Origin of the sequence: Ligilactobacillus murinus (assembly GCF_003288115.1) — a bacterium.
Taxonomy (GTDB): domain Bacteria; phylum Bacillota; class Bacilli; order Lactobacillales; family Lactobacillaceae; genus Ligilactobacillus; species Ligilactobacillus murinus.
This window is the reverse complement of sequence record NZ_CP023565.1, coordinates 2,112,213-2,132,500: the sequence shown is the minus strand read 5'-3', so window position 1 is coordinate 2,132,500 and position 20,288 is coordinate 2,112,213. Positions and strand designations below refer to the sequence as shown.

At 42.5% G+C, this 20,288-nt stretch carries 18 protein-coding genes, 2 tRNA genes, 2 rRNA genes and 1 riboswitch (1 of these 23 only partly in view); of the genes, 4 read left to right on the top strand and 18 right to left on the bottom strand.

Annotated features, from left to right (window positions below):
- From CPS94_RS10360 to CPS94_RS10305, 12 genes are all read right to left on the bottom strand, one after another.
- Positions 1–540, bottom strand: a 23S ribosomal RNA gene (locus CPS94_RS10360); it reaches 2,377 nt to the left of the window's first position.
- Positions 541–695: 155 nt separating this feature from the next.
- A tRNA-Ala gene (locus tag CPS94_RS10355) sits at positions 696–768 on the bottom strand.
- A gap of 15 nt (positions 769–783) precedes the next feature.
- A tRNA-Ile gene (locus tag CPS94_RS10350) sits at positions 784–857 on the bottom strand.
- A gap of 84 nt (positions 858–941) precedes the next feature.
- Positions 942–2,505: ribosomal RNA gene (locus CPS94_RS10345) — 16S ribosomal RNA — on the bottom strand.
- The 16S and 23S rRNA genes sit together here with 2 tRNA genes alongside, the layout of an rRNA operon.
- 428 nt (positions 2,506–2,933) lie before the next feature.
- Positions 2,934–3,554, bottom strand: a complete 621-nt coding sequence (locus tag CPS94_RS10340) for a histidine phosphatase family protein (protein WP_112194238.1) — start codon at positions 3,552–3,554, stop codon at positions 2,934–2,936.
- A 172-nt stretch (positions 3,555–3,726) separates the two neighbouring features.
- Complete coding sequence (gene serS / locus CPS94_RS10335; RefSeq protein ID WP_112194236.1) at positions 3,727–5,013, bottom strand: serine--tRNA ligase; 1,287 nt, start codon at positions 5,011–5,013, stop codon at positions 3,727–3,729.
- 300 nt (positions 5,014–5,313) lie between these two features.
- Entirely contained in the window at positions 5,314–6,798 is a 1,485-nt protein-coding gene (locus CPS94_RS10330; protein WP_112194234.1) for an amino acid permease, read from the bottom strand.
- 115 nt (positions 6,799–6,913) lie between these two features.
- Positions 6,914–7,092: riboswitch (Lysine riboswitch) on the bottom strand.
- A 51-nt stretch (positions 7,093–7,143) separates the two neighbouring features.
- A complete protein-coding gene (budA, locus tag CPS94_RS10325; RefSeq protein WP_112194232.1) occupies positions 7,144–7,866 on the bottom strand; it encodes an acetolactate decarboxylase in 723 nt (240 codons plus the stop codon).
- 16 nt (positions 7,867–7,882) lie between these two features.
- Positions 7,883–9,562: an acetolactate synthase AlsS gene (gene alsS, locus CPS94_RS10320; protein ID WP_004050741.1), complete on the bottom strand. Its 1,680-nt coding sequence runs from the start codon at positions 9,560–9,562 to the stop codon at positions 7,883–7,885.
- A gap of 157 nt (positions 9,563–9,719) precedes the next feature.
- The gene (locus CPS94_RS10315; protein WP_112194228.1) at positions 9,720–10,250 is read right to left on the bottom strand and encodes an Rrf2 family transcriptional regulator; all 531 of its coding nucleotides are present in this window, start codon (positions 10,248–10,250) and stop codon (positions 9,720–9,722) included.
- 11 nt (positions 10,251–10,261) lie between these two features.
- Complete coding sequence (locus tag CPS94_RS10310) at positions 10,262–10,765, bottom strand: GNAT family N-acetyltransferase (RefSeq protein WP_112194226.1); 504 nt, start codon at positions 10,763–10,765, stop codon at positions 10,262–10,264.
- A gap of 64 nt (positions 10,766–10,829) precedes the next feature.
- Positions 10,830–11,636: a zinc ribbon domain-containing protein gene (locus CPS94_RS10305; RefSeq protein WP_112194224.1), complete on the bottom strand. Its 807-nt coding sequence runs from the start codon at positions 11,634–11,636 to the stop codon at positions 10,830–10,832.
- A gap of 219 nt (positions 11,637–11,855) precedes the next feature.
- Between CPS94_RS10305 and CPS94_RS10300 the strand changes: the two genes are divergently transcribed.
- From CPS94_RS10300 to CPS94_RS10290, 3 genes are read left to right on the top strand one after another with little or no spacing between them, the layout of a single operon-like run.
- A complete protein-coding gene (locus tag CPS94_RS10300; protein WP_089135533.1) occupies positions 11,856–12,701 on the top strand; it encodes a sulfite exporter TauE/SafE family protein in 846 nt (281 codons plus the stop codon).
- A 1-nt stretch (position 12,702) separates the two neighbouring features.
- On the top strand, positions 12,703–13,074 hold the full coding sequence (locus CPS94_RS10295; RefSeq protein WP_112194222.1) for a DUF1634 domain-containing protein: 372 nt from the start codon (positions 12,703–12,705) through the stop codon (positions 13,072–13,074).
- A gap of 22 nt (positions 13,075–13,096) precedes the next feature.
- Positions 13,097–14,206 (top strand): LCP family protein, encoded by a 1,110-nt coding sequence (locus tag CPS94_RS10290; protein ID WP_112194220.1) that lies wholly within the window; start codon positions 13,097–13,099, stop codon positions 14,204–14,206.
- Between the two features lie 70 nt (positions 14,207–14,276).
- On the opposite strand, the gene CPS94_RS10285 is transcribed toward CPS94_RS10290, so the two are convergent.
- The 5 genes from CPS94_RS10285 to CPS94_RS10265 all read right to left on the bottom strand — a co-directional run bounded on the left by CPS94_RS10285 (position 14,277) and on the right by CPS94_RS10265 (position 17,743).
- Positions 14,277–15,458 carry an MDR family MFS transporter gene (locus CPS94_RS10285; RefSeq protein WP_112194218.1) on the bottom strand — a complete coding sequence of 394 codons (1,182 nt, stop codon included), beginning with the start codon at positions 15,456–15,458 and terminating at the stop codon, positions 14,277–14,279.
- A gap of 88 nt (positions 15,459–15,546) precedes the next feature.
- Positions 15,547–15,747, bottom strand: coding sequence for a cold-shock protein (locus CPS94_RS10280; protein WP_004050761.1), 201 nt, complete (start codon positions 15,745–15,747; stop codon positions 15,547–15,549).
- 172 nt (positions 15,748–15,919) lie between these two features.
- Positions 15,920–16,567 (bottom strand): metal-dependent transcriptional regulator, encoded by a 648-nt coding sequence (locus CPS94_RS10275; protein WP_112194216.1) that lies wholly within the window; start codon positions 16,565–16,567, stop codon positions 15,920–15,922.
- 92 nt (positions 16,568–16,659) lie between these two features.
- Positions 16,660–17,550: an RluA family pseudouridine synthase gene (locus tag CPS94_RS10270; RefSeq protein WP_112194214.1), complete on the bottom strand. Its 891-nt coding sequence runs from the start codon at positions 17,548–17,550 to the stop codon at positions 16,660–16,662.
- A gap of 13 nt (positions 17,551–17,563) precedes the next feature.
- The gene (locus CPS94_RS10265; RefSeq protein ID WP_004050766.1) at positions 17,564–17,743 is read right to left on the bottom strand and encodes a hypothetical protein; all 180 of its coding nucleotides are present in this window, start codon (positions 17,741–17,743) and stop codon (positions 17,564–17,566) included.
- 150 nt (positions 17,744–17,893) lie between these two features.
- Between CPS94_RS10265 and CPS94_RS10260 the strand changes: the two genes are divergently transcribed.
- On the top strand, positions 17,894–18,535 hold the full coding sequence (locus CPS94_RS10260) for a phosphatase PAP2 family protein (RefSeq protein ID WP_112194212.1): 642 nt from the start codon (positions 17,894–17,896) through the stop codon (positions 18,533–18,535).
- Between the two features lie 30 nt (positions 18,536–18,565).
- On the opposite strand, the gene CPS94_RS10255 is transcribed toward CPS94_RS10260, so the two are convergent.
- Entirely contained in the window at positions 18,566–20,152 is a 1,587-nt protein-coding gene (locus tag CPS94_RS10255) for an APC family permease (protein ID WP_112194210.1), read from the bottom strand.
- Between the last annotated feature and the right edge of the window lie 136 nt (positions 20,153–20,288).

The following is a 20,288-nucleotide window of genomic DNA, read 5'->3' as shown; positions in this document are numbered from 1 at the left end:
CCCCTCCCGGGGTGCTTTTCACCTTTCCCTCACGGTACTGGTTCACTATCGGTCACTAGGGAGTATTTAGCCTTGGGAGATGGTCCTCCCGGATTCCGACGGAGTTTCACGTGTTCCGCCGTACTCAGGATACTGGGCTGAGGAAACGAAGTTTCGCTTACAGGGCTATCACCTTCTCTGGCTGATCTTCCCAAATCATTCAACTACTTCGTTTCTTGGTAACTCAAATGTCCAGTCCTACAACCCCAGAGAGCAAGCTCTCTGGTTTGGGCTGTTCCCTTTTCGCTCGCCGCTACTCAGGGAATCGAATTTTCTTTCTCTTCCTATGGGTACTTAGATGTTTCAGTTCCCCACGTCTACCTTCAACTGAGCTATGTATTCACTCAGTGATAACAGGTCTTTACTCCTGCTGGGTTTCCCCATTCGGAAATCTCCGGATCACAGTTTACTTACAACTCCCCGAAGCTTATCGCAGTTAGTCACGTCCTTCATCGGCTCCTAGTGCCAAGGCATCCACCATGCGCCCTTAATAACTTAACCTGTATTATCTTACGATAATGGTTATGAGTTTAGCGATCAAACATTAAATGTTTTAAACTCTTTAAAACGCGGTGTTCTCGGTTATTTTAATTAACAAAGAAATAAAAGATATTATCTAGTTTTCAAAGAACAAGTTTGATAACTATCGTTATCAATGGAGCTTAACGGGATCGAACCGTTGACCTCCTGCGTGCAAAGCAGGCGCTCTCCCAGCTGAGCTAAAGCCCCAAAATATTTATTTAATGGGCCTAAGTGGACTCGAACCACCGACCTCACGCTTATCAGGCGTGCGCTCTAACCAGCTGAGCTATAGGCCCAAATAAGCAACCTTGAGAAAAGTAAATCTCTCAAAACTAAACAAAGTTTACGATAAAAGTGCAGGTTTCCGAAATTATCCTTAGAAAGGAGGTGATCCAGCCGCAGGTTCTCCTACGGCTACCTTGTTACGACTTCACCCTAATCATCTGTCCCACCTTAGACGGCTGGCTCCAAAAGGTTACCCCACCGGCTTTGGGTGTTACAAACTCTCATGGTGTGACGGGCGGTGTGTACAAGGCCCGGGAACGTATTCACCGCGGCATGCTGATCCGCGATTACTAGCGATTCCGACTTCATGTAGGCGAGTTGCAGCCTACAATCCGAACTGAGAACGGCTTTAAGAGATTTGCTAAACCTCGCGGTCTTGCGACTCGTTGTACCGTCCATTGTAGCACGTGTGTAGCCCAGGTCATAAGGGGCATGATGATTTGACGTCATCCCCACCTTCCTCCGGTTTGTCACCGGCAGTCTTGCTAGAGTGCCCAACTTAATGCTGGCAACTAACAATAAGGGTTGCGCTCGTTGCGGGACTTAACCCAACATCTCACGACACGAGCTGACGACAACCATGCACCACCTGTCATTTTGTCCCCGAAGGGAAAGTCCTATCTCTAGGATTGGCAAAAGATGTCAAGACCTGGTAAGGTTCTTCGCGTTGCTTCGAATTAAACCACATGCTCCACCGCTTGTGCGGGCCCCCGTCAATTCCTTTGAGTTTCAACCTTGCGGTCGTACTCCCCAGGCGGAATGCTTATTGCGTTAGCTGCAGCACTGAAGGGCGGAAACCCTCCAACACTTAGCATTCATCGTTTACGGCGTGGACTACCAGGGTATCTAATCCTGTTTGCTACCCACGCTTTCGAACCTCAGCGTCAGTTACAGACCAGAGAGCCGCTTTCGCCACTGGTGTTCTTCCATATATCTACGCATTTCACCGCTACACATGGAGTTCCACTCTCCTCTTCTGCACTCAAGTCTCCCAGTTTCCAATGCACTACTCCGGTTAAGCCGAAGGCTTTCACATCAGACTTAAAAGACCGCCTGCGTTCCCTTTACGCCCAATAAATCCGGATAACGCTTGCCACCTACGTATTACCGCGGCTGCTGGCACGTAGTTAGCCGTGGCTTTCTGGTTAGATACCGTCGAAACGTGAACAGTTACTCTCACGCACTTTCTTCTCTAACAACAGGGTTTTACGATCCGAAGACCTTCTTCACCCACGCGGCGTTGCTCCATCAGGCTTTCGCCCATTGTGGAAGATTCCCTACTGCTGCCTCCCGTAGGAGTTTGGGCCGTGTCTCAGTCCCAATGTGGCCGATCAACCTCTCAGTTCGGCTACGCATCATTGCCTTGGTAAGCCTTTACCCCACCAACTAGCTAATGCGCCGCGGGCCCATCCAAAAGCGGTAGCATAGCCACCTTTTACATAGTTACCATGCGGTAACTATGGTTATGCGGTATTAGCACCTGTTTCCAAGTGTTATCCCCCTCTTTTGGGCAGGTTGCCCACGTGTTACTCACCCGTTCGCCACTCAACTCTTTATCGGTGAGTGCAAGCACTCGGTGATAAAGAAGTTTCGTTCGACTTGCATGTATTAGGCACGCCGCCAGCGTTCATCCTGAGCCAGGATCAAACTCTCAATTTAAAGTTTGTGACTCTTTATTTTTTACTAGCGAATTGACTTCGCAAAATGTTTATTGCTCTTATTACTTAGATAAGAGACCCTGCACATTTGCTTATCGAAACTTTATTCAGTTTTCAAAGATCTACTTTTTATAAATCAGCTGTTTAGCAACAACTTCTTTATTTTATCATCTCGAAGAATTGATGTCAATAACTTTTTTAAATAATTATTTAATCATCATTTCTAGGCGACTTATTTATCTTACCAAATCATCAAGTGATTTGTCAATAAATATTTTATTTTTTGTTATCGTTGATCTCAACAACAACTTTTATATCCTATCATTATCAACAACTCAATGTCAATAACTTTTTTAAGTTATTGTCGTCATCTCAACGACAAATAATATATTACCAAGTCTTATTGCCCACGTCAACAATTTTTTAAATTTATTTTAAGTGTGTTGTATCACTCCATTTTAGAAGTTCAAATGTCGCTTTATCTTTGACTTCTAAAACCGTTACTGACGTATTAGCAACTAGTCCTTCACGGCGAATGGTATTAAGATCTTTTCCTAAAAGATATTTAACACCAAAAGTGATCACCAACGCATGTGCCGTCACTAAAACATTGCCTTTAGGATAACGTTTAGCGATCTGAGTCAAAGCCCTTTTTACCCGTGTGGCTAATTCAAAATAGTTTTCCGCCTCGATCTCACTACCATCAAAATTGTGCGGATCATTCAAAAATGTCTGCCAAATACGATCAGCTTGATGCTTAGTCGCTAGATCACCATCCCAGATCCCAAAATCAAATTCTTTTAGATCATCTAAAGTTTCAAACTGTAATGGCTGCTTAAATTGAGCTACGATATTTTTACCAGTGTCTAAAGCTCGCTTTTGCGGACTGGAAAAAGCCGCTACAAAATCGATATCAGCTAAAGCTTTACCAGTTTGCTTTGCATCGGCTATGCTTTGGGGCAATAATGGTGAATCATGTACAGCACCTTGCAAACGGCCATCACGATTATACTCAGTTCTACCGTGGCGTACTAAATAAAAAGTTGTCATCTCTTTACGATCCTTTCAAAAAATTACTTGTTACATTTTACGTTATCCCATTTATTCGTGCAACTTCCATCCCATATTAGCAATCCAAAAAGACCCAACACGATACAAAATCATGCTGGATCTCTCATCATTTATGCAACATTGACCACATTATTTCAAAACATCTTAATAATTATGCTTCGGGATCATCTTTTGTGATCTTCTCTAAACCACCCATATATGGACGCAAAGCTTCAGGGATCGTGACCGAACCGTCTTCATTTTGGTAATTTTCCAAAATAGCCGCTACTGTCCGACCAACAGCTAGACCTGAACCGTTTAGAGTATGCACGAATTGCAATTTGCCATTTTCATCACGATATTGGATATGTGCGCGCCGTGCTTGGAAATCTTCACAGTTAGAACAACTTGAGATCTCACGGTAAGTATCTTGCGCCGGCATCCAAACTTCAAGGTCGTGTGTCATGGCTGCACTAAAGCCCATATCACCAGTCGATAAAGTGATCACATGGTATGGCAAGCCTAATTTTTCCATGATATCACCGGCATTTTGAGTCATTTTTTCTAATTCGTTATATGACTCTTCTGGCTTAGCAAACTTGACCAATTCAACTTTATTGAATTGGTGCATCCGAATAAGGCCACGCGTATCACGCCCTGCACTACCAGCTTCAGAACGAAAACTTGGTGTCAATGCGGTAAAGTAAACTGGCAATTGGTCTGTTGGGATAACTTCATCACGATAATAGTTAGTCAATGGAACTTCTGCAGTTGGGATCAAAGTCATATCTTCACCATTGACTTGGTAAACATCTTCTTTGAACTTAGGAAATTGTCCCGTACCATACATTGTCTTAGCATTTACGATATATGGTGGTAAAACTTCGGTATATCCTTCCTTAGCATGTTCATCCAACATAAAGTTATAGACAGCACGTTCTAAGCGAGCACCCCAACCTTTATAGTAAACAAAACGTGCACCAGAAACTTTAGCTCCACGTTCAAAGTCTAAGATACCTAGATCTTCACCGATATCCCAGTGAGCTTTAGGTTCAAAATCAAATTTACGTGGTGTTCCCACTTTGCGCAATTCAACATTATAATCTTCATCAGGCCCAACTGGGATCGTTTCGTTAGGCAAGTTAGGTAAGCATGCAGCCATATCATGGACGATCGCTTCAACTTCAGCTAATTGTGCATCGAGTTGCTTGATCTGACCACCGACTTCACGCATTGCTGTGATCGCTTCAGTCGCATCTTCTTTGTTACGCTTAGCTTGCGCGATCGCTTCGGATACTTCATTACGCTTTTGCTTCAAAGATTCTGAGCGCACCAAAAGTTCACGGCGTTCTTTATCTTTTTCCAATAATGTATCGATCGTTTCAGCTTCCACACCACGTGTTGCTAAACGCGCTTTGATATCATCTGGATTTTGACGGATCATTTTAATATCTAACATCTTATTGCCCCCTAATTTAGCTAATTATTTTATCTAATCGAAAAAAAGAGCCTTTCCGCCCCCGATATTGGGACGAAAAGACTCTTTTCGCGGTACCACCCAAGTTCGACATAACATCGCACTCACATATAAATAACGGTTTTCCCGTGCGGCATTACCCGCCCATACAAGGTTACGCTGGAGTTTCGGCGTCATGGTTTGCAGCAACCACCATGTCTCTGTCATGCCTACTTATGGCGAACTCAGATGTTTCGATTATTTATACCAGTATCATAATATTTATTCTGTAAAATAGCAAGCCTATTCTAGACTTTCATCGATTTTTTCTTGCATTTCCATTTTTTCTTTGGAAATATCATGGGGGGTCAGATCCACTTTATCTAATGGAATAACTTTCGTCTTATATTTGATCTTATAGTAAGCATACAAGATGATAAACAATGGAACTGACATATAGGAGACCCCGATCGCTTGCCAGTTAAAGTCCTTAAATGATTGGATATCTTGACCAATGATGACTAAAATACACAAGACCAAAGCTAAGAGCGGACCAAATGGGAACCACTTAGCCTTGTATTTCAACTCACTTAGATCATGGCCTTGCGCTTTGAAAGCACGGCGGAAACGATAATGTGAGACTGCGATCCCGATCCACGCGATAAAACCCGTCAAACCACTAGCACTTACTAAGAAGGTATAAACTTGGTTACCAAAGATACTTGCTAAAAAGGTCAGCAATCCGATGATCGTCGTCCCGATCAAAGCAAAGATCGGGATCCCACGTGAGTTGACCCGCGCAAACATCTTCGGTGCATCGCCATCGATACCTAAAGCATACAACATCCGCGTTGAAGCATACATCCCTGAGTTAGCAGCCGATAAGACCGAAGTTAAGATAACAGCATTCATCACTGAAGCAGCTGAAGCAAGTCCCGCCCGCTTAAAGACCAGGGTAAATGGACTGATCGCAATATCACTTGCTTCAGAACCTAATAAGTTTGGACTAGTATAAGGAATGATGCAGGCGATCACAAAGATCGACAAGATATAAAAGAGCAAGATCCGCCAAAAGACTTGCTTGATCGCTTTTGGTAAACTCTTTTCAGGATCTTTAGTCTCACCTGCTGTAATACCGATCAATTCAGTCCCTTGAAAAGAGAATCCGGCCACAACAAAGACGCTCAAGATCGTTGGGATCCCCCCAACAAATGGGGCATCACCTTTAGTGAAGTTTTCTAAGTAAGTTGCATGACCACCTAAAATACCAAAGATCGTCAATAAACCAACTGCTAAAAAGACAATAACGGTCACAACTTTGATCAAAGCCATCCAGTATTCAGCTTCCCCAAAAGATTTAACTGATAAAGCATTGATCAAAAAGATGAGTAGTAACGCTGATAAACTAAAGACCCAGGCTGGAACATGGGGGAACCAAAATTTCAAAACTAAGGCGACCGTCGAGATATCGACCGCTAATGTGATCGCCCAGTTGAACCAATAATTCCACCCCATCGCAAAACCAAATGCTGGATCAACAAAGCGCCGCGCATAAGTCGCAAACGAACCTGTCACGGGGAGATAAGTTGCCATTTCCCCTAATGATGTCATCAAAAAGTAGACCATCAGACCAATACCTAGATACGCCACTAAAGCGCCCCCAGGTCCTGCGGTCGAGATCGCTGAGCCACTGGCCACAAATAAACCAGTCCCGATACTACCGCCAAGTGCGATCATCGACAAATGTCTTGTCTTCAATGATCGCTTCATTGTGTTCTTCTCTGCCATGAAAATTCCTCCTATTTTTTAGAGAAGTCGTGCAAGCATATAAAAAGCGCACCTCCGAGACATCGAAAGTGCGCTTTGATCATCTATCAATTCATTCTTGTAGCAAACTGCCACTCATCTCGATAGCGCTCCGTAGTTTATCACTACGACAGTTCCCGATCTCTTAAACCGGGCCCCAGCCTAGACAAAATAAAGTTTGTCTAGGCTTCGGCAAATCCCCCTTTCACTAGATTTTAGCGTTGCTTTATCAACTCCACCTAGCTACTGATGGTTTTTGCGACCTCTTCTTCGACGTTTTCAATTTCCAATTTTAACTTGGATGCGATCTAATTGCAAGCTATATCTTTAATTTTGTCCTTCAGCTTGCTTTATCTGAGCATGTAGATCCGCGATCGCTAAGTCTTTCTCTAAAAATTCTTGATCTGCCATTGGGAAATGTTGTTCGATCGTAGCAAACGGCTGCAATTGGACTGTAGCTTGGTCGAGCTCAAAATCAAGTAAGTGACCTCCCATTGACTTATCATCAGCTAAGAAATGCAAGTGATACCCAGCTGCTGCCATCCCTTGAAACATTTCGGGTGCAAAATAACCAATGACCGTACCGGTGATCGCTTCAGCATCAAACAAGGCCTGTTCATCAGCCACTTGCGTCAATGTCTTGTACGGACGTGTTTGCTTTTCAACGGCGCGCGTTTTGACTTTGCTAAAACGCCCCGTGATCTTAACTGCAAAGAACAGATTTTTGTACGGATAGTTAGCCAAGATCTGCTCGCCTAACTGTTTTTGGGTCAGAGCACTAGCCGTAAATGTATCTTTTGCTTGCTCAAAGTGGACCGTGGCAAAAGGAACTTTTTCCTCTGGCTTTAAGATCCGGACCTCACCTGTACTTTGGACCAAATAAGGTGTGTGGTCTAATAAGACCATTTCACCATCTAACCCACTAGCAGTTCCGATCCCAAGCTCACCATGCTCTAACAATTCGGCTACCGTCAATGTGCCTTCAAACAGACCCGGGACTAACATTCCTAGGGTCCCGTGTTGATAGACTTGACTTTCATATTTTTCCATATATCCTCTACCTCGATCAGTGTAATTGATCTTCTAAGATCGTCTTACCTAACTCTTGATTGAAACTGTAATCGACCGGTACGTCCACGATCGTTGGTCCCTTTTCTTTGAAGGCTTTATCTAAGACTTCTTCTAATTCCGAAGCTTTATTGACACGATAACCCTTAGCCCCAAAGCTTTCTGCATATTTCACAAAATCAACTGGTCCAAATTTAACAGCAGCCGACTTGCCATATTTCATCTCTTCTTGGAATTTGACCATATCGTAGTTACCATCATTCCAAATGATGTGCACGATATTTAAATTCAACCGGACTGCAGTTTCTAAGTCTTGTGATGAAAACAAGAAGCCACCATCACCTGAAACAGAGACCACTTTGGTATCAGGACGGACCAAAGCCGCTGAGATCGCCCACGGTAAAGCCACCCCTAAGGTTTGCATCCCATTACTAAAGAGTAAATGGCGTGGTTCATAACTTCTAAAGTGCCGTGCCATCCAAATATAGAAACTACCAACGTCAACTGTCACGGTCATCTCATCTGTGACCCGATCTTGCAAAGCTTGAATGATACTCAATGGATGACTTTGAACTTGATCTTTGGTAACTTCAGGTGGCACATCGCGTTTTTGCAAAGTCTTACGTAACGAATCCAAGTAAGCCTTTGATTCTTCTGGGACCGAGTAACCTTTCATATATGGCAACAAGAAATCTAATGTTTGTGAAATATCGCCCACTAATTCACGCTCTGGTTGATAATTCTTATCGATCTCAGCTCGCATCGAATCGATAACTACGATATTAGCACTACGATCAGAATTCCAGTTACGTGGTTCGTATTCGATAGGATCATATCCGATCGCGATCACAAGGTCACTTTTCTTTAGCAATTGGTCCCCAGGCTGATTTCTAAATAAACCGACCCGTCCAAAGAAATCATCTTCCAATTCACGTGGGATGATCCCTGCACCTTGGAAAGTTTCGACCACTGGTAAATGGGTCGCAGCGATCAAACGGCGGATCGCATCAGTCGTTTCAGGATCAGAAGCCCGCATCCCTAACAAAAGAACTGGTAGCTTGGCAGCTTTGATACGTTGGGAGAGTAAAGTCGATTCGATCGGACTGGCTGGTCCCAATTTCGGGGCTTCAAGAGGCTCGATCACACTTGTTTTCACCTTACCATCTGTCACGTCTTGTGGTACTGAAACAAAACTTGCACCTTGTTTAGCTGCTTCAGCTTCTTGGTAAGCATTAGCGATCACTTCTGAAACATTTTCTGGTTCTTGGACTTCCGCACTGTATTTTGTGATCGGTTCAAACAAAGCTGCATTTTTCATGCTTTGGTGCGTCAAGCGTAACAGATCTGTTCGTTGCACTTGACCAGCGATCGCTAAAACAGGATCACCTTCTGCTGTAGCAGTTACCAAGCCAGTAGCCAAGTTAGACGCTCCCGGACCTGACGTTGCGATCACGACCCCAGGTTTACCTGTGATCCGCCCTACACCTGCAGCCATGAAAGCTGCATTTTGCTCATGACGCGTCAAAACAAATTTTGGTGTGCGTGGATCTTTAGGATGTTCGAGCAATTCAAAAACCCGGTCGATCTTAGCTCCCGGGATCCCAAAAACAAATTTAACATCATGGTTGATCAAACTATCAACGATCGCATCCGCACCGTAATATTCTTTTTCCGACACACTTAATTCCCCCTACTCAATTTTAAACGTTTTCTTACTTCTAGTTATAACTATATACATAACACAATTTATTTTCAAGTAGAGTGTAAACCAAAGTGTAAGGCAGCATTTTCAGATAACCAAAAAAACGCGCCGGCCCCTCCCGTACGCGTTTAGCTTATAATTTCAAACTATTTTTTATCTTCTTGATCAAAGCTTCGATCTGATCGGGGTCGCCACCGCCCAAATGATTCCAATCGATCCGAGGAATTATCTTGGTATTAAAAGTCTCGCATAGTAATTGATAGATCGTGACTTTAGCTAATTGCTTTATCCACAGCGCATCCGCCGTGGCAAAAGCTCGTTGGATCGCACTATTACCTTCTTTAGCCAGAGGTTTAAAATCCGAAAAGACCGCATTGAATAAGTCAGTACTTGGATAAGATACCAACGGGCCTTCGACTACTTCAACGATCTGCGCTAAATTGATCTCAGCTGGATCATGAGCTAATCTAAAGCCACCATTATTGCCTGAAGCTGAGGTCACTAAACCACCAACGACCAATTTTCGCATCAATTTACGCAGATAAGTCTGCGAGCCTTTGAGTCGGGCGTGGATCACAGTTGAGGATAAGGGAATATCTTGTTCTTGTGTTGCTAGCAACGCTAAAATACAAACTGATTGTTCAAACCCTCGCTTTAACTGCATATTTTCACCCCCTATAGTTGTTTATAAAATAACAATTGTGAACGATTTTCTTTAACAACGAACCACTCGTTGACAACATATTTTTCGACGACTCTAAAGCCACAGCGCTCTAGCAATTTGATCGAGGCTTGATTTCGCTTAGCGACTCGTGCTTCTAGACCGACCGCACCTTTTTTTTGAGCGAGCTGGCTAAGTGCCCTGAGCGCTTCGGTCATATAACCTTTATGCCAATAATTTTGATTTAGCACATACCCCACTTCAAAGACAAGTCCAGCTTGGTGGGGAGAAACTTCATACAGGCCGATGTTTCCAATGACTTTTTGTTGTTCTTTTAACTCGATCACAAAATGCTTTTTACTTTGCAACATTTTCCCAAAAAATAACGCCTGCATCAGCGTCTCACACGGCATAAAGCCCGCATCTTTAGCTACTTGCTTTTGACTAGTGTATTCTAAAACATCGGCTGCATCTAATGGGTCAAAGTTTCGCAACAAAAGACGCTTTGTCTCTAACATCGCACCCACCTCGTTTGGCGATATTTATTATCTAAATTATACGCTTGCCTTGCTTTAATTACCATCATCTATCCGGTTTATTTTGATCATTTTGTTGCTTTTTATTTTGTGCTTCAAAGGTGTAATCCAAGTTCGTCACTTTTTGGGGGCGCGTTGCTAAAAATAAGCAAATGATCTCACCAACTACTGTTAAAGCTAAAACAACATAGAGCACAGGGATCTCAGCATCCCGAAAACGTCTGATCAAACCCGTAAACATTTCTAAAATATAAAAACACATCAAAAAATAAACCATGATCTCCATTGCCATCATCGCAGAATCCGGTGCCACCGCCTGCCAAATTTGGACAATAAGCGCAAGGGGGAACGTCAACAAGACTGTTAACATCGTGATCCCTAAATAGCCCCACCAAAAGTCGGCGCGCCCCATTCGTTTATCAGTTCTAAACGTATCACGTAACATCAATTTGGTAGATGCGATCAAGTTAGGCTCGGGATTTTCATTTTTCCCAAAAGTCCGTTTTTCTTGTGCTGCTTTGGCATCAGCTTGTCTTTTAGCCAGATATTTTTCATTTTCCGCTCTGATCTGGTCAATCAATTCGGCTAGATCCTGAGCATCTTTTTCAAGTTTAGGTCCAGGCGTGAACTTGGCCTTATCTTCCTCAGTTTCTCTTGGTGTCTCACGGTACTCAAAGATCGCTTGATCATGCCCACAATAAGGACAATAATTAGAGTTGACAGGGATCTTTTCTTCACACTTACGACAAGGTTTTTTCTCACCATCTAGCTCACGTTCTTGCAAGACACCGCAATAAGGACAATGCAGGTGCGCTTCATCGAGCTTGCGCCCACAGCGTTGACAATAAACCATAATTTTTTTGTATCCTTTCGTTACTTATTTTTACTATTATAACGTAAATTCTTTTTGCGGGTCTAATAGTCTTAAACCTTTAAATCGCTTTGAGTAGAGCTTGACCCTTGTTATAATGATTCACGAACATACTTTAATAAATTATTAAAATTTATACTGTGATAATTTGCTAAAATTAATATGTTTAGTATTTTAAATAGATAAAGGGGTAGTTTTAATATGCTACATACAGCACTACTTATGCTCGGTGTCGGTATTTTTGCTGGCATCATGGGATCTATTCTCGGGATCGGTGGTGGGATGATCGTTACCCCGATCGTCACTCTCGCGATGGGGCTTGATATCAAATATGCGATCGGAGCTAGTATCATCGCTGTCATCGCAACCAGTTCTGGTTCAACGATCGCTTTTTTAAAAGATGATGTGTTGAACTTACGGGTCGCGATGTTTCTTGAGATCGCAACTACGATCGGGGCGATCATCGGAGCCCTATTGACTGGAGCCTTTGAGCCGATGATCTTATATATTCTTTTTGGCAGTCTGTTGGTCTTTTCTAGCTGGAACATGTACCGCAAAATGCGAAGTGGGCAAGAAGTCTTACAACAAGTCCACGCCGATAAATGGGCGGAAAAATTCAATCTTAATAGCTCCTATTATGATAAAAACACTAAACAACAGGTCGATTATCAAGTGGAAAATGTTCCCGGCGGTTTCTTGATCATGCTTGGAGCAGGTCTAGCTTCTGGGATGCTTGGGATCGGCTCAGGCGCCTTTAAAGTCATGGCAATGGATGGAGCAATGAAGATGCCACTTAAGCCTTCAAGTGCTACCAGCAATCTAATGATGGGCGTTACAGCTGCAGCTAGTGCAACGGTCTATTTCTTTAATGGTTCGATCAGACCTGATCTAGCAGTTCCCTTAGCCTTAGGGATCTTAGGCGGTTCAACGATCGGGACTCGGATCATGCAGATCTTACCTTCAAAGATCATTCGCCTGATCTTTATCCCGATCCTACTTTACTTAGGGTTACAGATGATTCTTAAAGGATTTGGGGTGACGATCTAAAATGCCAAAAAATAACTCTACCCGAAAAGAAATGTTAGCCGTTGAGATCGTGATCGGTAAAATAATGCGTATCGGCGTCTTATTCTCAGCTGCCGTAATGATCTTAGGCTTTGCAATGTTTTTGATCACAGGTCACAGTGGTTATCCTAATACGAGCTTTCCAACTACTTTACCTGCGATCTGGCATGGACTCATAAGTTTTAAGGCGTATGCTTATATGATGGCTGGGATCTATCTTTTGATCTTGACCCCCGTCTTACGCGTTGTGATCTCGATCTATGCCTTTTACCAAGAAAAGGATATGCTTTACGTCAAAATAACCAGTTTGGTCTTATTGATCTTGATCATTAGCGTTATCGTAGGCCACCATTGATTCTAAAGAAAGGACTAATTTTATGCCAAGCAACAATCAAAATCACTCTGATGACCATTTCACTAAAACTAGCGCTACGATCCCCAGTCGCCGTGAAACTTATCGTAATCAAAAAGCACGTAAAGCGCAAAAACAGCGCCACGCAAAAGCTAGTTCTAAGCGCCGGGGATGTTTCTTTTGGACACTATTAGTCATTGTGGTCACCTTGATCTTTGGCGGGCACTATGCTTATAAAAAATATATCAGTGCCAAAAAAGCAGCTGATTCGATCTATAATTCTTCAAATATCACCAAAGCACGTGATGTCAATTCGACCTTAAAAGATGGCCACCCGATCTCGGTACTTTTGATGGGGACTGATACTGGGGCTTTGGGTCGGACTTTCAAAGGACGGACCGACACAATGATCGTAGCCGTGTTAAATCCTGAGAAAAAGAAAATGACCGTGGTCAGCTTGCCCCGTGATGCTGAAGTAGCTATTTCGGGTCATGAAGAATACTTCCCCAGCAAACTAAATTCCGCCTACGAATACGGTGGTTCAGCCACGGCTGTCAAAACTGTCCAAAAATATCTCAACGTCCCGATCGATTTTTATGCAACGATCAATATGGGCGGTTTGGAGAAACTGATCAATGCCGTTGGGGGCGTTGATGTTGATCCCTTATTAACATTTACTTATGACGGGCAAAGCTTTGAAAAGGGCAAAAAGACCCATATGAACGGTAAACGTGCCTTAGCTTACGTCCGCATGCGCTATGATGACCCTGACGGTGATTATGGTCGGCAAGCACGACAACGCCAAGTCTTGACGCAAGTTGCGTTTAAAGGCGCAGATCTAACTAACCTGATCAATGAGAAATTCCTTTCCACGATCTCCAAACAAATGGTGACCGATCTAAGTTTTGATGATCTCGTGATATTGGGTAGTAAATATCGCGTCGCCACTCACGACATGCAAACCGACAGCTTACGTGGCCAAGGGCAAATGATCAACGGTGAATCATTTGAAGTTCCCACAACCGAAGAAAAACAACGGATCACCGATCTCTTACGCTCAGCTCTAAACTTAAAACAAGCTTCGACTGGTAATACCCTTTCAGACTCCGCTCAAGTCGACGTTGAAGGTAATTAAAATAAGTCCTCGCCAAAAACTTGGTGAGGACTTATTATTTGGTCGCCAAGCTTTAGGCATACCTTTTGACCTATTTTTTAACTAAATTGAACTGGGCTACCACAATAACAAAGAGCGTTGTGATCCCCATCAAGGCGATCATCACGGTAAATAGCATATTATACGATGAATTATCCACGATCAAGCCACCAGCTAAGGGACCGATCGCCCGCCCTAAAGCAGCAAAAACACTGACTGCGCCTTGGTATTTACCCTTTTCACTTAAAGTACTCAAGTTATCAACAACGGCTGGGATCGTTGGAAAAGTCAAGATCTCACCCAAAGTCACGATCACCATCGTTAAGATAAAGTGGGGATAATCGGTAGCAAATAACAAGGTGAAAAAGCCGAGGACAAATAGGGCTGAACCTAAATAAAGCTTATAGATCAGCTTGATCTTTAAAATATCATCCAAGAGCTTATTTAGGATCGGCTGACCACAGACGATCACGAACCCATTGATCGTCCACAAGAAACCATAACTCTTAACGGAGATCCCTAATGATTCCATGTAGATCGACAAGTTGCTTTGCCATTGTGAATAGCCGGTCTCGATCGCAAAAAAGAGAATTAAGATTGCCCCTATGACCCAGACATAGCTCAGTGGTGTCTTATCCTGACCCTTTTTAGCCACCTGTTCTTTGACCAAAGCAGCTTTTGGCACATAATAATAGCGATAGACCACGAACCAATAGAAAGCAAATAAAATAAAGTTGCTGATAAAGATCCATTCGATACTTATCTCAACGAGCACCCCAACAAGTAACGTTCCGATCACGACACCGACATTTTGCATAAAATATAGCATGTTAAAGACTTGACGTGAGCTTTTTTCTTTGATCCCAGTAGCTAATGAGTTTCCGATCGTGATCGCGATCCCACCACCAAAGTTATCCAAAAGTAATAACACTGCAAATGTCGGCCAGTCATTGAAAAAGATCAATAAAAAGACCGCTGACGTCGATAAAAAGATCGCACCTAACAACCAGCGCCGAGCGTTTTTGCGATCTTTATCATACATCCGGCCACCTAAATAACTACCCGCGATCAGCGCTAATGAATTGATAAAAAGCACGATCCCAGCTGTCGTCAGACTTTGACCAAGATAGTTATGCATGTAGATCGTAGTCAGTGGCCACAACAAACTACTGCCGACTGAAACGATAAAACTTCCACATAATAACCAGCTTAATTTTAATTCCTTTTTAGCCATAAATTCCCCCTAGAATAGCAAAAAAGAGACCGTACAAGACAGTCTCTTTTCGATTCAAAAGTCTAAGCGTTATTACTTAGACCACTTATTAGTCTTTTACTACGTTAGCAGCTTGTGGTCCGCGTTCGCTTTCTTCAACATCGAAAGTTACGTGTTGGCCTTCATCTAAAGTCTTGAAGCCTTCACCTTGGATAGCTGAGAAGTGTACGAATACGTCGCTACCATCTTCGCGTGTGATAAAGCCAAAACCTTTATCAGCGTTAAACCATTTAACTGTTCCTTGTTCCATAATAATTGAACTCCTCCTTGCGCCGATCACGGCACATTAAAAATATATTGTAATTCCTCTAATCAGCGCATAATGGAGAAAGTTATCAAAGATAAATCCTAGCCACAATAGCCTATACAGAAATACGATTATAATTATAGCACACGATTTTTTTTAATGATACTAAAAAGCCTTATTTGACAAAAATATAATGTGCAGCTTTATAACCGATGCTTGTTTCTTGCCCATTTGGGGTAAAACGTAACCGGATCGGGCCTTCAAACGGGGCATGTTCTAATACCTCTAACGTATCCCCGATCTTAATGTCGATGTCATCTAAGTAGGTCAAAAGATCATGATTATCGGTAAAACGATCGACTATGATCGTACTTCCTACTTTAGCTTCAGATAACGTCAAGTGACTTTCTTCTTCATAGTGTCCGAGTTTATCAGGGATCACCCCACCATGCGGACAATACTTGGGATGGTCCAAAAAAGCTTCCAAATGATCCATCAAGTTATCACTTGTCACATGTTCTAAAACTTCAGCATCACTATGCACATCTTGTAATTTGTAATTTAGCTTTTCAACTAAAAAAGTTTCCCATAATCGGTGACGGCGGACTAATTTTTCGGCTACTTTCACACCTTCATCAGTCAAAGAGATCCCTGAGTAAGGCGTATGCGTTACCAGCCCTTCTTTGACTAGTTTATTGACCATTTCCGTCACTGAACCAGCCGCAATATTTAAACTCATCGCGATCTGTTTATTTGAGACTTTCTTCTCTCTTCCACCTAATTCAAATATTATTTTTAGATAGTCTTCTTTTTTCGGTGTCATTTCAAGTACCTCGAAACACTTTATTTATTCCAAATAGAACTTTACTTAATCTATTATAACAGAACTTTGGTAAATTACAGGCTTTCTGACTGCTAGTTCCCAAATTCTTTATCAATGATCAGTTGCATATCTGGTGGTATAGGACAAAAAAATTCCAGATATTTTTTAGTGAATGGATCGGTAAAACCAAGCTTACCCGCATGTAAAGCTTGGCGCGCGATCAAACTACGCTCACCGCCATAAAGCTTATCACCCAACAGCGGATGCCCATTTTCACTAAAATGAACGCGGATCTGATGCGTCCGCCCCGTATGGAGTTTGACCTGAACTAGTGATAGCTCAGCCTTGCTCTTCTCAAGCCAATATTCACTCTTAGCAAATCGGCCTTCAGGTGAGATCTGGTATTTGACATCGTCAGCGACACGTGCGATCGGACCTTCGATAAAGCCGTGCTCATGCGATATTTGCCCTTGGACCAATGCAAAATAACGCTTGTCCATTCGATGAGACCCAACTTGAGCTGCAATTTGAGCTTGTGCAAAGCTGTGTTTAGCAAATAAGACCAAGCCACTCGTATAGCGGTCCAAACGCGTAATGATCCGCGGTGCTTTTATGGCTGACCTTTGTTCGATAAAATAGCCTTTAACTCGGTTGACCAGCGTATCGGTGCTATTACTTGGCCCAGGTACGCTCGTTAAACCAGCGGGCTTATTGACAACAAGCCAAAATTCATCTTCATAGACCACTTCGATCGGCACCTGACTGATCGCCACATTTTCTTCTATAGCATCAGGTGGCAATTCCAAGGTGACCGCAACTGGTCGCTCCAATAAAATTGCAAGTTTTGTTTTTTGTCCATCGACTAAGACCTGACCATATCCTTTTTTTAGCTTGCCATACAGACGTTGACTGACTCCTTGTTTGCGCAAGAAACTCTTCAAAGTCTGTTGCTTTGTATCTTTTTTTTGCCAAGTAACCTTCATCTGAGCCTTCTTTCTAGCGCCAATAGATCATTATCAAAATATCAAAGATCATCACAAAGAGTAGTAGCAACAGCATTGCCTTGAGCCAAAAATCTTGTGCAACGATCAATGGTGCTAACAAGCTACCTAAACAGTACCAAGTAACTCCAAGTAAGATAATGATCATTTCAGCATAGTTGCGTTTAGGTAACATTATTATCCCCCTTGCTTTAAAAAGCGACAACGTTTCACATCTTTACTATACCAACTAGCCTTGGCTGGCGCAAATGACTATGTGAATTGTAAGTTGATCTGTAGTAAAATGTAAACTAGTTTACTGATATTACGAGAGAAGTGAATTTTTGTGACACACCTTACTTATAAAAAATACCGTCCCTTATATGCAACGATCTATCTAGTGATCTTTCTTACTTTAGCAACTTTGGTCAAACTAAAGTCGCCTCTTATCACTAGCTTTGATACTGCTATCCAAAAGCTACTCTTACCGATCACCACGCCAGATATGACTGCTTTAGTCGACAAAATAACTTTTTTAGGTGGACCAGAGATGTCCTTTATCTATTGTTTATTGCTTTGCTTGATCGTTTACTTGTTACATGATACATCTGACGCATTGTGGGCTTTAAGTACTGTCGTTTTCTGTAATTTGATCAATTGGATCGTTAAAAATATTGTAGCTCGAACACGCCCTAGTGATCGTTTAGTTGAGATCAGTGGCTATAGTTTTCCCAGTGGTCATACTTTTGGAACTGCCTTGTTTGTCTTGTTAGTCTTCTTTTTATTTTTACCACATATTCAAACAAAGGGACTAAAAACTTTACTACATATAGTTGGTATCCTTTGGATCATCATTATTGCTTTGACACGGATCTATCTTCACGTTCACTATCCGACTGATACGATCGCAAGTATTTTTTTAGTCGGTTTTTTATTTGAATGTTCTTTGATCATCACTGAGGCTTACCAGCGCCAAAAGAAAGCTTAAAAAGGTTTGGTCGATCTGACCAAACCTTTTTTACACTCTAGCATTTAATTTATCAGCATCGCTCAGATCAGGGCTATCAGCCATGCGACTCGCTAACCCCCAATAATAAAAGCCTAAGCTCACACCAATGATGATAAAGAAATCATAGGGATATTTGATCCAATCTTGTCCGTTAAAACCTTTGCTTCCAATATAAGACATCACCGACAAGAAGACCAAATACACCAAGAGCCAACCACCACTTTGGAGTTGACGTCTCCATGAGATCTGACCATTTTTGTGATCATAATACATATACAGTGGCAAGCCCAACAAGATCGCAAAAATAACTTGAACTGTCGTCGGCCACATTGCCCAATAGATCGCTAAGCTTGCGATCACAAAAGTCACTGGTGCGATCACAGGCATCCATTTAGACTGTACTGGTCGCGTATAATTTGGCCGTAGTTTGCGAAATGCCATCACAGTCACTGGTCCAGTAGCATAAGCGATCAAAGTCGCTGTCGCCATCACACTAGCTAGTAAGCTCCAATCACGAAAGACCATAACTAACAAAGTACCTACTGCAAAATTTGCTAAATAAGCAAACCGCGGATTACCATAAGTACTATCGACTTCACCTAACCACTTTGGGATCCGACGATTCAAGGTCATCGCCGCTAAAGTCCGCCCCGAAGTAGCTGCAAATGAGACCCCAGTGCCAAAAGGTGAAACAAACGCATCTAAATACAAGAGAACAGCTAGCCAATGAATCCCAAGCAAGATAGCGATATCAGCAAAAGGCGAATCAAAATCTAAGCCACTCCAGCCATGGTCGGCTAATTGTGTTGGCGTGATCGCACCAATATAAGCGATCTGTAATAAGATATAGATGATCGTTGCGACCGTTAATGAGATCGTGATCGCCCGAAAAATATTTTTTTGTGGATCTTTGATCTCTCCGCCGATATTGATCACCGTTTGAAAGGCATTATACGATAAAATGATACCCGAAACTGTTGTCGCTTCAAAAACAGGACTGGAGCCATTTGGCATAAATTCATGCCAGGTGCTCCCAAAGTTTTCTACATAAAAACCTGAACTCATCAGTAAAATGATCGTCAATAAAGGGATCGCGATCTTAAAGACTGAGATCAGGTTCGTAAACCGCGTCAAAACACTAACTGACCAAAAATTCAACAAGGTAAAGACGACCATAAATAAAAAGACAACGATCAAGCCTTTACCTGTGATCTGACCATTTTGCATAAAGTCATTAGTCCAATTAGCCCATTTCCAAGGCCAAGTACTCATATATTGGACAGCTGCGACTGCTTCGATCGGGATCAAGGCTACTAACGAGAGCCAATTAGCCCAAGAGGCGATAAACCCCACCAAAGGTCCATGGCTATACTGAGGATAGCGACTCATCCCTCCACTTTCAGGCAACATAACCCCTAGTTCGATGTAATTAAAAGCCACGATCCCGATCACGACTGCTCCGATAACCCAGGAAATAACTGCGGCTGGACCAGCAACACTAGCTGCTTCACTTGAGCCAAAAAGCCAGCCCGATCCGATCAAAGAACTAAGCGCTAACATAGTGGCTGAAAATAAACTTATACTTCTTTTTTGCACGATCTGCACCTCAAATAAAATTAAGTGCAAAGCTTTTAGACCTGACTTTGCACCTGTGAATATTTCTTATGTTATCATTTATTAGAATGTCGCGCAATTTATCTTTGAGCGTCATTAAAAACAACTGAGTTTTCCC

Bases quoted from the DNA above. Each gene is read 5' to 3' on its own strand.
- CPS94_RS10340 (WP_112194238.1), bottom strand. From the start codon at position 3,554: ATGACAACTTTTTATTTAGTACGCCACGGTAGAACTGAGTATAATCGT.
- serS (WP_112194236.1), bottom strand. From the start codon at position 5,013: ATGTTAGATATTAAAATGATCCGTCAAAATCCAGATGATATCAAAGCG.
- CPS94_RS10330 (WP_112194234.1), bottom strand. From the start codon at position 6,798: ATGGCAGAGAAGAACACAATGAAGCGATCATTGAAGACAAGACATTTG.
- budA (WP_112194232.1), bottom strand. From the start codon at position 7,866: ATGGAAAAATATGAAAGTCAAGTCTATCAACACGGGACCCTAGGAATG.
- CPS94_RS10315 (WP_112194228.1), bottom strand. From the start codon at position 10,250: ATGCAGTTAAAGCGAGGGTTTGAACAATCAGTTTGTATTTTAGCGTTG.
- CPS94_RS10310 (WP_112194226.1), bottom strand. From the start codon at position 10,765: ATGTTAGAGACAAAGCGTCTTTTGTTGCGAAACTTTGACCCATTAGAT.
- CPS94_RS10305 (WP_112194224.1), bottom strand. From the start codon at position 11,636: ATGGTTTATTGTCAACGCTGTGGGCGCAAGCTCGATGAAGCGCACCTG.
- CPS94_RS10300 (WP_089135533.1), top strand. From the start codon at position 11,856: ATGCTACATACAGCACTACTTATGCTCGGTGTCGGTATTTTTGCTGGC.
- CPS94_RS10295 (WP_112194222.1), top strand. From the start codon at position 12,703: ATGCCAAAAAATAACTCTACCCGAAAAGAAATGTTAGCCGTTGAGATC.
- CPS94_RS10290 (WP_112194220.1), top strand. From the start codon at position 13,097: ATGCCAAGCAACAATCAAAATCACTCTGATGACCATTTCACTAAAACT.
- CPS94_RS10285 (WP_112194218.1), bottom strand. From the start codon at position 15,458: ATGGCTAAAAAGGAATTAAAATTAAGCTGGTTATTATGTGGAAGTTTT.
- CPS94_RS10280 (WP_004050761.1), bottom strand. From the start codon at position 15,747: ATGGAACAAGGAACAGTTAAATGGTTTAACGCTGATAAAGGTTTTGGC.
- CPS94_RS10275 (WP_112194216.1), bottom strand. From the start codon at position 16,567: ATGACACCGAAAAAAGAAGACTATCTAAAAATAATATTTGAATTAGGT.
- CPS94_RS10270 (WP_112194214.1), bottom strand. From the start codon at position 17,550: ATGAAGGTTACTTGGCAAAAAAAAGATACAAAGCAACAGACTTTGAAG.
- CPS94_RS10265 (WP_004050766.1), bottom strand. From the start codon at position 17,743: ATGTTACCTAAACGCAACTATGCTGAAATGATCATTATCTTACTTGGA.